Source organism: Cupriavidus sp. 207A1, from assembly GCF_057798955.1.
Genome location: NZ_JBYOJO010000004.1, coordinates 36,471 through 50,030 on the forward strand (window position 1 = coordinate 36,471; position 13,560 = coordinate 50,030).

Genomic DNA, 13,560 nt, shown 5'->3' on the forward strand with positions numbered 1-13,560 from the left:
CACCATGTACGCGCTCAAGCTGATCGCCCGCAATACGCTGCGGCACAAGCTGCGCACCACGCTGACGGTGTTCGGGCTGGTGATCGCGGTGCTGGCGTTCGGGCTGCTGCAAACCGTGATCGATGCCTGGTATGCCGGTGCCTCGGCCGCCTCCAGCGCGCGGCTGGTCACGCGCAATGCGATCTCGCTGGTGTTTCCGCTGCCGCTCAGCTATGAAAGCCGCATCAAGGGCATCGACGGCGTGACCATGGTGGCGCGCTCCAACTGGTTCGGCGGGGTCTATCGCGATCCCAAGAACTTCTTCGCGCAGTTCGCGGTCTCCGACAACTACCTGGACCTCTACCCCGAATTCATCGTCCCGGACGCGCAGCGCGCCGACTACCAGCGCGACCGCAAGGGCGCGCTGGTGGGGCGCCAGCTGGCCGACCAGTTCGGCTTCAAGGTGGGCGACGTGATCCCCATCAAGGGCACCATCTATCCCGGCACCTGGGAGTTCGTGGTGCGCGGCATCATGGACGGGCGCGACGAGAGCACCATCACGCGGCAGATGGTGTTCCACTGGGAATACCTGAACGAGACCGTGCGCAAGCGCACCCCGCGCCAGGCCGACCAGGTCGGCGTCTATATATTGGGCGTCGGCAACCCCGACAACACCGCGGCGATCTCGCGCCAGGTCGACGGCGTGTTCCGCAATTCGCTGGCCGAAACCCTGACCGAGACCGAGCAGGCCTTCCAGCTGGGCTTTGTCGCGATGTCGAACCAGATCATCGCGGCGATCCGGGTGGTGTCGTACGTGGTGATCGTGATCATCATGGCGGTGATGGCCAACGCCATGGCCATGAGCGCGCGCGAGCGCACCGTGGAATACGCGACGCTCAAGGCGCTGGGCTTCGGCCCGGGCTTCCTGGCGCTGCTGGTGTTCGGCGAATCGCTGGCGCTGTGCGTGGCCGGCGGCGCGCTCGGCATGCTGGCCACGCCGCCGGTGGCCACTGCCTTCAAGCAGGCGGTGGGCGGCGTGTTCCCGGTGTTCACGGTATCGCCGCAGACCATGCAGTTGCAGGCGGCGTGCGCGCTGGCGGTGGGTATCTTTGCCGGCATCGTGCCGGCGCTGCAGGCGGCGCGCGTGCGCATCGTCGAGGGCCTGCGGGCCATCGGCTAGCGCCAGGGAGACTGCCGTGGCGATCCCGCTGACCTATATCGCGCGCAACCTGTGGGCCCGGCGCCTGACCACCGCGCTGACCGCGGCCGGCCTGGCGCTGGTGGTCTTTGTCTTCGCCACCATGCTGATGCTCGACGCCGGGCTGAAGAAGACCCTGGTCACCACCGGCGAGCACGACAACGTGGTGGTGATCCGCAAGGGCGCAGAGACCGAGATCCAGAGCGCTGTCAACCGCGACCAGGCCAGCATCATCGAGATGCACCCGGCCGTGGCCATGGGCCGCGACGGCCGGCCGCTGGCGTCGCGCGAGGCCGTGGTGCTGATCTCGCTGACCAAGGCCAGCACCGGCCAGCCGTCCAACGTGGTGATCCGCGGCATCTCGCCGGCGGGCATGGACCTGCGCCCGCAGGTGCGGCTGGTGGCCGGGCGCATGTTCCGGCCGGGCTCGTCCGAGATCATCGTCGGCAGCAGCATCGCCGGCGGCTTTGCCGGCGTGCAGATCGGCGGGCACTTGCGCTTTGCGCAGCGCGACTGGACGGTGGTGGGCCACTTCGACGCCGGCGGCAGCGGCTTCGACTCCGAGATCTGGGGCGACGTGGACCAGTTGATGCAATCGTTCCGGCGCAATTCGTATTCGTCGATGGTGGTCCGGCTGGCCGATTCCGCGCTGTTCGAGCGCTTGCGCGCCGATCTCGACGTCGATCCGCGCCTGGCCGACGAGGCCAAGCGCGAGCAGGCCTTCTACAGCGACCAGTCCAAGGCCCTGTCGGGCTTTATCAATATCCTGGGCTTTACGCTGTCCACCATCTTCTCGATCGCGGCAATGATCGGTGCCATGATCACCATGTACGCCTCGGTGGCCAACCGCGTGGCGGAAATCGGCACGCTGCGCGCGCTGGGCTTCCAGCGCGCCAGCGTGCTGGCCGCGTTCCTGGCCGAAGCCGCGTTGCTGGGCCTGGTCGGCGGCGCCGCGGGCCTGGCGTGCGCGGCGCTGATGCAGTTCGCCTCGTTTTCGACCACCAACTTCCAGACCTTCGCCGACCTGTCGTTCCGCTTTATCCTGACCCCGGCGATTGCGCTGCAGACGCTGGCGTTCGCGATGGCGATGGGGCTGGTGGGGGGATTCCTGCCGGCGGTGCGGGCGGCGCGGATGAATATCGTGGAGGCGTTGCGGGCGCGTTGACCTATGCGCGCTGCTGCTGGTTTGCTCCCCTCTCCCGCTTGCGGGAGAGGGGCGGGGGTGAGGGCCGGCGCCTCCACGACAGTTATGTCCTGAAAAACCACTGCCCCCGCTCGATGTGGCTCCGAGCCAGGCCACCCCTCACCCCGGCCCTCTCCCCATGAGGGGAGAGGGAGAACACCATCGCCCTGGCGCGGCCCATCCTTTCCTTGCCTTCTCCCCCGTGTCCGACTACAACCCGTAGTGATGCATGCTACGCGTCAGGACGCCCCCGATGAACCTTGACCTGCTGGCCTCATTGCTGACCGCCGTGGTGGTGCTGTTGATCGGTACGCTGGTCAACCGCAGCGTCGGCGTGCTGTCGCGCTACAACATTCCCGATCCCGTCACCGGCGGCCTGCTGTTCGCGATCGTCGCGTCGACGGCGCTGGCGGCGGTGAACTTCCGCGTGGTGATCGATCCCGGCATGAAGCCGGTGCTGCTGCTGATGTTCTTCGGCGGCGTCGGCCTCTGCGCCGACCTGCGCATGCTCCGGCGCGGCGGCAAGGCGCTGGTCATCTTCATCATCATCCTGCTGCCGTATATCGTGGTGCAGAACGTGGTCGGCGTGGCCATGGCCCGGGTGCTGGACCTGCACCCGATCTTCGGCCTGGTGAGCGGCTCCATCACGCTGGTGGGCGGGCACGGCACCGGCGCCGCCTATGCCGAGCGCTTTGCCGAGGTCAACAACCTGCAGGCGGTGATGGACCTGTCGATGACGGTGGCCACGGTCGGGCTGATCGTCGGCGGCATCATCGGCGGACCGGTGGCGCAATACCTGATCTCGCGCTACCGGCTGCGCTCGACCTCGCGCGAGGCCGGCGACACCGAGGAGGAAGCGGCGGCGGTCTCGCCCATTACCACCGTGGGCGCGCTGGCGTCGCTGGCCGGCATCCTGGCCGCGGTAATCGGCGGGCGCTGGATCGCCGCGCAGATGCCGACCGGCGCCATCACCATCCCGGGCTTCCTCTGGTGCATGATGCTCGGCATCGCCATCCGCAACCTGCTGCCCTTCGCCGGCATGCGCTTTGACGACCGCGCCACCGACCTGATCACCAATGTCTGCCTGTCGCTGTTCCTGGTGATGACGATGATGGCGCTGGACCTGGCCGACGTGGCGATGTCCGCCGGCCCGTTCCTGCTGATCATCGCCATGCAGGTGGTGTTCATCATCCTCTACGTGGTGCTGGTGTGCTTCCGCTTCATGGGGCGCGACTACGAGGCCGCCGTCACCTCGGCCGCGTTCATCGGCTTCAACATGGGCTCGACCGCCACCGCCATGGCCAATATGCGCGCCATCACCGCGCGCTACGGGCCGGCCCCGACCAGCTTCCTGATCACGCCGCTGGCCGGGGCGTTCTTCGTCGACCTGATGAACGCGTTCGTGCTGACCATGATGCTGGCGCTGCCGCTGATCGGGGGCTGAGATGGGGGCTGAGATGCGGCGCCGCGCCCTGCTGACCCTGCTGTTTGCCCTGCTGGCCAGCGCCTGGCTGGCGGGATGCGGCGCCGGCCCGGCCGCCGACGGCATCCGCGCCGGCGTCGAAGAGCGGCTGGCACTGGCGCTGCCGCCGGGCACGGTGCAGGTGGTGGGCCTTGAGCGCCGCGGCTCGCAAGCCGATACCAAGGCCCCGGCGGGCGAGACCCGCCGCATCGTCTATTTCGACGCCCAGCTGAAGCTGCTGCGCGACTATGACTTCGGCGCCTGGGATTCGCCCGGCGTGGCGGGCCTGGTGTCGGCGCTGGGTGCGGGCCCGCGCGGCATCACCGGCATCACCAGTGGGGGCAACAAGGCCGGCGACATCATCCGCGCCCACGGCACGGCGCTGTACCGGCGCGACGGCGAGCGCTGGGTCGGCGTGCTGCCGGCCGGCTACCGCCCTGCCGAGGCCCCGGCCGTCGCCACCAATGCGCCGAGCGGCCCGGCGGCGATCCTGGACGCGATGCGCAAGGTGATCGACTCGGTGCAGAAGGACGCGTCGCCGGCGCAGCGCGCGGTGATCGAGCAGGAGCTGACCACCGCGCACGCCAATATCCGCGCGCGGCTGGCGCGGGTCAATGAAGGCTATGCCATTGCCGCCGGCGCGGAGCACGGCCAGTACTTGCGCTTTGCGCAGGCGCTGGTTGCCGGCACGCGCGTGCGCGCGATCCCGCTGGTCACGCACGGCGGCGAAGAGAACCTGCGCCTGCTGCGCGCGGGCAAGGTCTCGGTGGCGCTGGCGCAGGGGGATGCCGCGCTGGACGCTTACGAGGGCAAGGACGCCTTCGCCGATGACGGCCCGCAGGCCTCGCTGCGCGCCATCGGCAGCCTCTATCCGGAACCGGTGCATGTGCTGGTGCGCGATGGCGATCCGGCGCGCTCGGTGTCGGACCTGCGTGGCAAGCGCATCGCGGTGGGCGAGCGCGGCTCGGCCTCGCGCCATACCGCGCTGCGCGTGCTGGGCGCGCATGGCCTGACGGACAAGGACTTCAAGGCCGAGGAAGTGGGGCTGGGTACCGGCCTGGTGGCGCTGCGCCAGAACCAGGTCGACGCCGTGATCCAGGTGATAGGCGTACCCGCCGACAGCATCCGCGATGCGCTCGCCGAAATGCCGCTGCGGCTGCTGCCGCTCGACGAAAAGGCCATCGTCGCGCTGGTTGGCCGCAAGGCGGGCTATTTCCGCGCATCGATCGCGCCCGGCACCTACCCCGGCCTGAGCGCGCCGGTGCGCACCATCGCCACCGCGGCCGTGCTGGTGACCGGCCCGGACCTGTCCGACAACGAAGTGGCCGACCTGACCCGGCTGGTCTACCGCAACGGGCGCGATCTGGTCGCCCGCGGCAGCGCCCAGGGCGGACAGATTTCGGTGGCCACGGCGCGCCAGGGCCTGATGATTCCGCAGCATCTGGCGGCGGCCAAGACGCTCGACGCCATGGGCGCGGCCGGCCGCGCGCCGGCGCCGGCCAGGCCGGCCAGCACGCCTGCCGCATCCGCGACGCAGGCAAGGTAGGGGGTGCGCTGGCCGGCTTCAGCGCCGGCCCGATACGCCGTAGAAGGTTCCTGCGCGTGGATTAGACACCACATAAGCGTGGCGCTGCGCCCAGAACTGTGCGGTACGGAAGGCTTCGGCCTCGCGCTCGCTCCAATCCGTTGCCAGCAACGGCAAAGCCTCGGCATCGGTGGTCAGGTAGACGCGCGCCTGATAGCGGGCGGTTTGCATGGTGCCGGTACGGATAGTGCGGATCGTGACGTGGAGGGTCATAGGCAGCTTCTCGACAGGGCAACTACCAGATCATAACCACTTCCATGTGTTGGATTGGTGAAACCGTTGCGAATGTGCCAAGGCCGTCAACCTGCCACGGCGCTGTCAGGTTCCGGCGCCGGCGCCGACATACCGGCATCCCCATCCCTTCCGGAGCCCGCCATGACCGCCAGGCCCGCCATCCTCGTGCTGACCCACCTCGCCATGCTGGCGGCCGGCTTTGCCGCGGGCATCTATGTGCTGCCGATCCTGACGGCACAGCCGGGTGCCAGTGCCGGGCAGGTGCAGGCGGTATCGCAACAGGCGCGCTATTCCGGCACCTTCCGCAAGGACCTGGCCGGCAGCGACGCGCTGCACTGGGCCAGCGGGCGGCTCCATGTCTCGGCCAATGCGCTCGCGTTCGAAGGCAGCGTGGCACCGGGGCCGGACTACCGGATCTACCTGGCGCCGGCGTTCGTCGACAACAAGGAGGCCTTCCTGCGGGTCAAGGACCAGTCGCTGCAGGTCGGCGAACTCAAGACCTTTGGCAATTTCACGGTGCCGTTGCCGCCCGGCGTGGACCCGGCGCAGTATGCCGCGGTAGTGATCTGGTGCGAGCGCTTCGGGCAGTTTATCGGGGCCGCGCGGTATAGATAGGGACCGGGTGCGGGAGCGCAGCTGGCGATGGCGTTGGCGGCGCAGCAGAGCAGCGGCGCAAGCGGAAAAAGGGGCCGGTCAAGACAACCGGCCCAACGAACCCCGCAAGACCAGCCGCAGGTGTCGATATGAGAGGTAAGCACCCGCCCGTGCTGGCATGGCAGCCGGCCGGGCAGGCATCAGGCAGTGACGCTCAGAAGCGATGACGCAGGCCGATGGTCGCGCCGGTCTGGTTCTCGCCGGCAACCACGGTGCCCACGCCGTTCAGGCCCAGCGCCGAGCCCGACTTGTTCTTCGAGTAGCCGACGTTCAGGTACACGTCGGTGCGCTTGGACAGCGAGTAGTCCGCCGACAGCACGAACATCCACGGATCCGCGTCGCTGTTGCGGGTGTCGTTGTAGTACGCCGCGCCGGTCAGCTGGAACGCCGGCGTGAAGCGGTACTGCGCGCCGGCCCAGTAGACGTTGCTGCGGGTCTCGGCCGCGGTGGCGCTGGAGACGCCGTCGTCGCGCAGCCAGCGGTAGCCCGCGAACACCTTGGCCCCGCCGAAGGCATAGGCCGCACCCACCGCCGCGCGCTTGGCGGCGCGGTCCTGCAGCGCCACCGTGCCGCCGTGGAACTGGTCGTAGGCCGCGCCGACCGAGAGGCCGCCCGCCGCATACGTCAGGCCGCCGCCGAAGTTGCGCCCGACCTTGGTCTCGCCCGGGATTTCGTTGTTGTCGCGGCCGAAGCTGTAGAAGCCGGTGGCGGTCAGGCCGCCGAACTTGCCGGTGTACTTGACGGCGTTGTCGGCGCGGCCGTTGAAGGCCGAGTCGACGCTGTTGAGCGAGTAGCGCGGGCCCACGCCCATCGGGTCGAAGGCGCCGAACAGGTCGTACAGCGCGTTCTGCTGGCGGCCCAGCGTGACCGCGCCCCAGCCGCCCTGCAGGCCGACGTAGGCCTGGCGGCCGAACAGGCGGTTGCCCTGACCCGAGGTGCCGGTGTCGACGTCGAAGCCGCTTTCCAGCACGAAGATGCCCTTCAGGCCGCCGCCCAGGTCTTCGGTGCCGCGCAGGCCCCAGCGCGAGCCCGACAGGTTGCCAGAGTTCAGGCGCACGGCCGTGCCTTCGGCGCCGCCGCTGCCCGGCACGTTGCTGATCACTTCGACGCCGGCATCGACGATGCCGTAGAGCGTCACGTTGGACGCGGATTGGGCCGACGCCACCCCGGATGCGGCCGACGCGGCCGCTGCTGCCGTCATTGCAAGGAGAGCTTTCTTCACTGTAGTTTCTCTGTGTTCTGTTTGAGGCACGACACCGCACCGGACCCAGGGCCGTGAATCGCCATGGAGAGCCATGGCGCTGCGGCCCAGCCGGGCAACCCGGCAACGGCGCATCGTCCGCACGAGTGGCGGCCCCGGCATTGTGGCGGCGCAATATGAAAGCTTTGTGACCTATGCTTCGCAGCAGGAAGTGGCGCATCACGCGCGGATGGGGGTTTTCCCTGTAACCGGCGGGAACGTTTTGGTAGGATGCAGGCTTTTCCGACGACGGTAATGCCAGTGTCCCGTGCCGCCCCGCGCCCGTGCCTTGACCGCTTCGCCTCATGAAGCTGGCTGAGATCAAGACCCGGCTTGCCCCGCTGCTTGCCTCGTTCCCGGCTTCACTGCCTGCCCCGCTCCGGCGAGGGCTGTCCCGACTGGCGGCGCGCACCGCGCGCGCCGGCCTGACCCGGCCCGGCACGCTGCGCCCTACCCGGCGCGGCCTGCTGGCCGGCCTGGCCGCGCTTCCGGCGGCGCTGCTGCTCTATGTGCTGGTGCTGATCCCGTTCACGCCGGGCATCAGCGATATCCGCAAGGCCAAGTCCGAGCAGCCGGCCCAGGTGCTGTCCGCCGACGGCAAGGAGCTGGCGGTGTTCAAGTGGGCCAACCGTGACTGGGTGCCGCTCAAGCAGATCTCGCCCAACGTGGTGGCGGCGCTGATCGCCACCGAGGACCACCGCTTCTACCAGCACCACGGCCTGGACTGGCGCCGCATCGCCTCGGCCGCGTTGCATACCTTTTCCGGCGACCGCCAGGGCGGGTCAACCATCACCCAGCAGCTGGCGCGCAACCTCTATCCCGACGAGATCGGCCGCGCCCCCACGCTGACGCGCAAGCTCAAGGAAGCCATCACCGCGCTGAAGATCGAGGCGCTCTACACCAAGGACGAGATCCTCGAGACCTATCTCAACACGGTGCCGTTCCTGTACAACGCGTTCGGCATCGAGATGGCGGCGCGCACCTACTTCGACCGCCCGGCCCGCTCGCTCGACGTGCTGCAGAGCGCCACGCTGATCGGCATGCTCAAGGGCAACAGCTACTACAACCCGGTGCTCAACCCCGAGCGCGCGCTGGACCGGCGCAATACCGTGCTGGGGCAGATGGTCAAGCGCGGCAAGCTCGACGCGGCGCGCTACGAGCAGCTGAAGAAGCGCCCGCTGCGCATCGACTTCGAGCGGCAGACCGAGCCGCCCGGGCCCGCGCCCCATTTTGCGCAGCAGCTGCGCAAATGGCTGATCGGCTGGGCCGACCGCAACGGCTACGACATCTACGCCGACGGCCTGGTGGTCCACACCACCATCGACGCGCGCCTGCAGGCCATGGCCACGCAGGCCGTGGTGCAGCAGGGCAACCGGCTGCAGGCGGTTGCCAACGCCGCCTGGGCGCCGCGCGCGGGCTGGGCCGCCAACAAGCCGCTGGTGCAGGCCTTGGTGCGCGAGACCCCGGAGTACCGCGCCGCCGTCGCCGCCGGCACCGCACCGGACGAGGCGCTGCGCCACCTGATGGCCGACAGCGCCTTCCTGCGCGCGCTGCACCAGAGCAAGACGCGGATCCAGGCCGGCTTCCTGGCCATCGATCCGCGCAACGGCGAGATCCGCGCCTGGGTCGGCAGCCGCGACTACACCCAGGACGCGTTCGACCACGTGCAGCAGGCGCGCCGCCAGCCGGGCTCGACCTTCAAGCCCTTCGTCTACGGCGCGGCCTTCGACGAGGGCAAGACGCCCGACGACACGCTGGTGGACCAGCCGGTGGAAATCGCGCTGTCCGGCGGCGAGATCTGGCGCCCCAGCGACGAAGGCCGGCCCACCGGCCGCGCCATGACGCTGCGCGACGGCCTGGTCTATTCGCGCAACACCATCACCGCGCAGCTGATGCAGGAAGTGGGCCCCGCGCGCGTGGCACGGCTGGCGCGCAACATGGGCGTGCGCGACAGCGAGCTCGACGTGGTGCCGTCGCTGGCGCTGGGCACCAGCCCGGTGACGCTGAAGGAAATGGTGGCTGCCTACGGCACCATCGCCAATGCCGGCGACTACATCGCGCCGACCATGGTGACGCGCATCGAAGACCGCCAGGGCAATGTGCTGCAGGTGTTCCGCCCCGCACGCGCCGAGCACGCGCTGCCCGCCGCCGCCACGCAAACCCTGCTCGACGTGATGCGCGACGTGATCGACCGCGGCACCGGCGCCGGCATCCGCTCGCGCTTCGGCATCCGCGCCGACGTCGCCGGCAAGACCGGCACCACCCAGGACAATGCCGACGGCTGGTTCATCCTGATGCATCCGGAACTGGTGGCCGGCGCCTGGGTCGGCTTCAACGACAGCCGCATCACGCTGCGCAGCGACTACTGGGGCCAGGGTGCGCACAGCGCGCTGCCGATGGTGGGCGACTTCTACCAGCGCGCCCTGCGCGCGCGCATCATCGACGGCCGCGCGCGCTTTGCCGAGCATGAAGAGACGCACTTGTTTGCGTCGCTGGGCACGCAGCTGCGCGGCTGGTTCAGCCAGCTGTTCACGCGCGACAAGGCCAGCGAGACCCCGGCACCGCGCCCGGCGCCGCGCCGCCCGGCATTGCCGGCACAGGAAGCCGAGGTCGCGCCGCCGGCCGCTGCGTCCGCCGCGGCGGCCGACAGCGACCATGATGAGTCCAGCCTGGCGCTGGATCGGGGAGAGACGGTGATGGCGGTGCCGCCACCGGACATCGCTGCAAGCGCGCCGCTTGCGCCGCCCCCGGCGAATGAACCGGCCCCTGCCACCATCCCGCCCCCTGCCTCCTCCACGCCAACGGCGCCGCCTGCGCCTGCGCCCGCAGCACCGATCACGCCGCTCGCACCCACCATCATCACCCCGGCCGGCCAACGCTAGCCGCCGGACCCGGCGTGCGGCCGGCCGGAACGCGGTTCACACCAGGCCGATATCCCGCCCCGCCACCCCCGGAAACACCTGCGCCAGCCGCGCCGCATCCAGCCCGTACAACCTGCGGAACATTGCGCCCAGCAGCGCCCGGTACTCGTTGCGCACCGGCCAGTCGCGATCCTGGTTGAGCGTGGCCGCTTCCACCGCAACCTGCTCGCCGGCGATGCGCCCGCCGCGCACGGCGCCGCCCAGCACCCAGTAGACCGTGCCGTGCCCGTGGTCGGTGCCGCGCGTGCCGTTCTCTCGGAAGGTGCGGCCGAACTCGGACAGCACCACCACGGTGGTCTTGCTCCATGCGGGACCCATCTCCGCGGCAAAGGCCGACAAACCGCGGCCCAGGTTGTCGAGCAGCCCGGCCAGCTGGCCCTGCGCGGCACCCTGGTTGACGTGGGTGTCCCAGCCGCCCACGTCGATAAAGCCCAGGTTGAAGCGCTCGCGCATCAGCCCTGCCATGCGCCGGGCCTCGACCTCGAAGCCGCGCGCGCTGAGCGCGCGGCGGCTGGCGGCCTGCATCTCCTGCTGGCGCGACGCCATGGTGGCCGGGCCGGCGCCAGCCATGCCGCCCTTCGGCGCTTCCGCCTGCGCCTGGCGCGCGACGGTCTCGCGCAGCTCGAAGCCCTCGTCGATCAGTGACTCGAAACGCGTGCCGCGGTACATCTGCGCCAGCAGCCGCGCCTGGCGCGCATCGAACGGGGCGCGGCCGCTGCCCTTGAGCGAGACATTGGGCACGTCGCGCGGGCCGGACAGCACCAGCGGCAGCCCGTCGGTGAACGCCACCGGCGCAGCCTGGCCACCCATGGCCTGGGCCAGCCGGTTGAGGAAGCCGCTGCCGCGCAGCGCAGCCGCGGCCTGGCGGCTTTCGTCATGGCCGGGCAGGCCGGCCTCGATGCCGTCCTGGGTCTCGAAGTGGCTGCGCGACAGGTCGTGCGTGCCGGCGAACGGCACGAAGGCCAGCTGGCCCTGCTGCCACAACGGCAGCAAGGTCGGTGCCAGCGCCGGGTGCAGGGCCCAGTCGCCGATGCCGCGCGCGGCGCTGTCGGCACCAAAGGCGGATGCCAGCGCCACCGCGGCATTGGGATCCGCGTCGGCACCCGGCGCGGGCGGGCGGCGAATGGCGATATTGGGCCGCGCCGCGTAATAGAAGTCGCTGCCGGCCGGCACCAGCACGCTGGCGGCGTCATAGCCGCCGCGCAGGAATACCAGCAGGAAGCGCGCATCGGCCTGCGCGGGCAGCGCGTAGACGCGCGAGGCGATGGCTGGCAGCGCCAGTCCGAGCGCGGCGCCACCCATCGTCTTGAGCCATTGTCGGCGTTGCATGGTGCTCTCCGTTGCCTTCAGCGCTGCATCCATTCGGGCGAAGCCAGCAGCAGGGTGTTCCATTCCGCCTGCGACTCGGCCTGGCTCAGCGCGGCGCGCGTGGCGGGGCCAAGGGTGGCTTCGATGGCATCGTAGTAGAGCTTGTTGCCGATCGTCGGGAAGCGCGCGCCGCGCGGCGTGGTGCCGTCGCCCGCGAACAATCCCGCCGGCCCCGAGCCGATCGCGCGCGCGATCTCGAAACGCCGCACCAACTGCCCCGAACTGGCCCACGCGCTTTCCGCCGACGGGTAGCCGTCGGGCGCCACGTGGCCGTACAGCGGCTCGCCCAGCTGGTTCAGCCAGTTCATCACGGGGCGCAGGTTGGCCACCTGCCGGCCTTCATAGGCCAGTCGCAGCGACGACACCACATAGACCATCGGGTCCTTGAACTTGCGCGGGGACGGGTCCGCCTGCCGGTCCAGTTCTGGCGCGAGCAACATGGTGCGCAGCACCGCGGCGATATCGCCGTCGGTGCGCGTGAAGGTCTGCGCCATGCGCTCGACCAGCGCGGGCGGCGGCTGGTCGGCGATGAAGTACGCAGCCAGCCTCGCACTGACAAAGCGCGCCGTGGCCGGCTCGCGCGCCAGCATCGATACTGCGCGCGCCACTTCGTCGAAACCGGATGGCTCGATGCGATGGCCCAGCAGCAGCTTGGCGCCGAAGTCGTGGCGCGCGGGGTTGAACTCGAACAGGCCGTCACTGCGGTACAGGCTTGCGTGCGCCGCCGGCAGCTTTGGCGGCGGCGTGCCGCGCAGGTTCACGCCCACGCCGGTCATCACGCGCGCCAGTTCCTGCACGTCCTGCTGCGTATAGCGCGAACCGCTGGGGCCGCCAGAGACGCCCAGCGTATGCAGCTCCATCAGTTCGCGCGCGTAGTTCTCGTTGACGCGGTTGGCGCTGCTTTGGGCATTGTCGAGATAGACCAGCATCGCCGGCGCGGTCACCGTGGCCATCAGCAGGTCGCGGAAACGGCCGAGCGCGTGCGGCCGGATCGCGCGCTCTTCATAGTCGGCCAGCAGCAGCCCGACCTGGCCCTTGCCCGCATAGACGTTGAAATGGTTCATCCAGAACCATGTCATCTGCTCGCGCAGCTGCGCCGGCGAATACAGCGCGCGCAGCAAGTGGCGCCGCGCCACATCGGCCACGATCTCGCGGCCCTGCAGGTTGAGCGCCTGGCGCGCCTGCTGCCGGCTCGCGTCGTCGGGCAGGGCATCGATGCGCTGGCGCGCCTCGCGCGCGGCCTGGACCTGCGCGGCGGCGCCGTCGCGCAGGTTGGGCAAGGCGTCGATGGCGGCCGCCAGCTCGGGTGGATCGGCCAGCGGCATCGCCAGCTGCTGCGCGAGGAAGCCCTTGCGGCCCAGCCGGTGCAGCGCGTCCAGCGAGGCCTGGTCGGCGCCGTAGGTGACGGTATTGAGCCAGCGCAGGTCGGCGGCGGCCGTGGCGCCACGGTCGTCGCCGTTGCCCGGTCCCGCCTGCAGCTGGGCACAGCCTGCCAGGCACGCGGCCAGCGCCAGCACGGCGGCGGCGCGCCAGGCGGTCACGCGCCCGAGGCCAGGTGGTCTTGCATGCTGCGCTGGTTCCATGTGGTTCACCTCGTCCGGTTCGATCCCCATCACCATGTTACGTGGCAAGCCCGGTCCGGTTGACGCGACGACGCCACGCGAGTGTTACCAGTGCTTTCAGTGCGAGATTGCCGGATTTGCCAAGACACCGGCGCCACGCCTGGCTAGCCTTGC

At 70.0% G+C, this 13,560-nt stretch carries 10 protein-coding genes; 6 read left to right on the top strand and 4 right to left on the bottom strand.

Features of this window, described 5'->3' with window-relative positions; all coding sequences use genetic code 11:
- Positions 1 to 4: 4 nt before the first annotated feature.
- The 4 genes from AC3FMM_RS08335 to AC3FMM_RS08350 all read left to right on the top strand — a co-directional run bounded on the left by AC3FMM_RS08335 (position 5) and on the right by AC3FMM_RS08350 (position 5,368).
- Positions 5 to 1,159 carry an ABC transporter permease gene (locus tag AC3FMM_RS08335; protein ID WP_488686421.1) on the top strand — a complete coding sequence of 385 codons (1,155 nt, stop codon included), beginning with the start codon at positions 5 to 7 and terminating at the stop codon, positions 1,157 to 1,159.
- A gap of 16 nt (positions 1,160 to 1,175) precedes the next feature.
- Positions 1,176 to 2,342: an ABC transporter permease gene (locus AC3FMM_RS08340; RefSeq protein WP_115713786.1), complete on the top strand. Its 1,167-nt coding sequence runs from the start codon at positions 1,176 to 1,178 to the stop codon at positions 2,340 to 2,342.
- A gap of 271 nt (positions 2,343 to 2,613) precedes the next feature.
- Complete coding sequence (gene gltS, locus AC3FMM_RS08345) at positions 2,614 to 3,804, top strand: sodium/glutamate symporter (RefSeq protein WP_115713787.1); 1,191 nt, start codon at positions 2,614 to 2,616, stop codon at positions 3,802 to 3,804.
- Positions 3,805 to 3,817: 13 nt separating this feature from the next.
- Complete coding sequence (locus AC3FMM_RS08350; protein WP_116314067.1) at positions 3,818 to 5,368, top strand: TAXI family TRAP transporter solute-binding subunit; 1,551 nt, start codon at positions 3,818 to 3,820, stop codon at positions 5,366 to 5,368.
- 18 nt (positions 5,369 to 5,386) lie between these two features.
- On the opposite strand, the gene AC3FMM_RS08355 is transcribed toward AC3FMM_RS08350, so the two are convergent.
- The gene (locus AC3FMM_RS08355; protein WP_115683523.1) at positions 5,387 to 5,620 is read right to left on the bottom strand and encodes a CDP-diacylglycerol pyrophosphatase; all 234 of its coding nucleotides are present in this window, start codon (positions 5,618 to 5,620) and stop codon (positions 5,387 to 5,389) included.
- A 162-nt stretch (positions 5,621 to 5,782) separates the two neighbouring features.
- On the opposite strand from AC3FMM_RS08355, the gene AC3FMM_RS08360 reads away from it, so the two are divergent.
- Positions 5,783 to 6,256 (top strand): DM13 domain-containing protein, encoded by a 474-nt coding sequence (locus tag AC3FMM_RS08360; protein ID WP_488686423.1) that lies wholly within the window; start codon positions 5,783 to 5,785, stop codon positions 6,254 to 6,256.
- 193 nt (positions 6,257 to 6,449) lie between these two features.
- Here the strand turns inward: AC3FMM_RS08360 and AC3FMM_RS08365 are convergent, their stop codons facing one another.
- On the bottom strand, positions 6,450 to 7,517 hold the full coding sequence (locus AC3FMM_RS08365; RefSeq protein WP_488686424.1) for a porin: 1,068 nt from the start codon (positions 7,515 to 7,517) through the stop codon (positions 6,450 to 6,452).
- A gap of 323 nt (positions 7,518 to 7,840) precedes the next feature.
- Here AC3FMM_RS08365 and AC3FMM_RS08370 point away from each other — a divergent pair, with 323 nt between their 5' ends.
- Positions 7,841 to 10,417 (top strand): penicillin-binding protein 1A, encoded by a 2,577-nt coding sequence (locus AC3FMM_RS08370; protein WP_473704830.1) that lies wholly within the window; start codon positions 7,841 to 7,843, stop codon positions 10,415 to 10,417.
- 36 nt (positions 10,418 to 10,453) lie between these two features.
- Here the strand turns inward: AC3FMM_RS08370 and AC3FMM_RS08375 are convergent, their stop codons facing one another.
- Positions 10,454 to 11,785, bottom strand: a complete 1,332-nt coding sequence (locus AC3FMM_RS08375; protein ID WP_414248635.1) for a DUF1501 domain-containing protein — start codon at positions 11,783 to 11,785, stop codon at positions 10,454 to 10,456.
- Positions 11,786 to 11,802: 17 nt separating this feature from the next.
- Positions 11,803 to 13,407 carry a DUF1800 domain-containing protein gene (locus tag AC3FMM_RS08380; protein WP_488686425.1) on the bottom strand — a complete coding sequence of 535 codons (1,605 nt, stop codon included), beginning with the start codon at positions 13,405 to 13,407 and terminating at the stop codon, positions 11,803 to 11,805.
- Between the last annotated feature and the right edge of the window lie 153 nt (positions 13,408 to 13,560).

What these genes read in the sequence shown, in the direction of transcription:
- AC3FMM_RS08335 (WP_488686421.1), top strand. Translation starts at nt 5, where the DNA reads ATGTACGCGCTCAAGCTGATCGCCCGCAATACGCTGCGGCACAAGCTG.
- gltS (WP_115713787.1), top strand. Translation starts at nt 2,614, where the DNA reads ATGAACCTTGACCTGCTGGCCTCATTGCTGACCGCCGTGGTGGTGCTG.
- AC3FMM_RS08350 (WP_116314067.1), top strand. Translation starts at nt 3,818, where the DNA reads ATGCGGCGCCGCGCCCTGCTGACCCTGCTGTTTGCCCTGCTGGCCAGC.
- AC3FMM_RS08355 (WP_115683523.1), bottom strand. Translation starts at nt 5,620, where the DNA reads ATGACCCTCCACGTCACGATCCGCACTATCCGTACCGGCACCATGCAA.
- AC3FMM_RS08360 (WP_488686423.1), top strand. Translation starts at nt 5,783, where the DNA reads ATGACCGCCAGGCCCGCCATCCTCGTGCTGACCCACCTCGCCATGCTG.
- AC3FMM_RS08370 (WP_473704830.1), top strand. Translation starts at nt 7,841, where the DNA reads ATGAAGCTGGCTGAGATCAAGACCCGGCTTGCCCCGCTGCTTGCCTCG.
- AC3FMM_RS08375 (WP_414248635.1), bottom strand. Translation starts at nt 11,785, where the DNA reads ATGCAACGCCGACAATGGCTCAAGACGATGGGTGGCGCCGCGCTCGGA.
- AC3FMM_RS08380 (WP_488686425.1), bottom strand. Translation starts at nt 13,407, where the DNA reads ATGGAACCAGCGCAGCATGCAAGACCACCTGGCCTCGGGCGCGTGACC.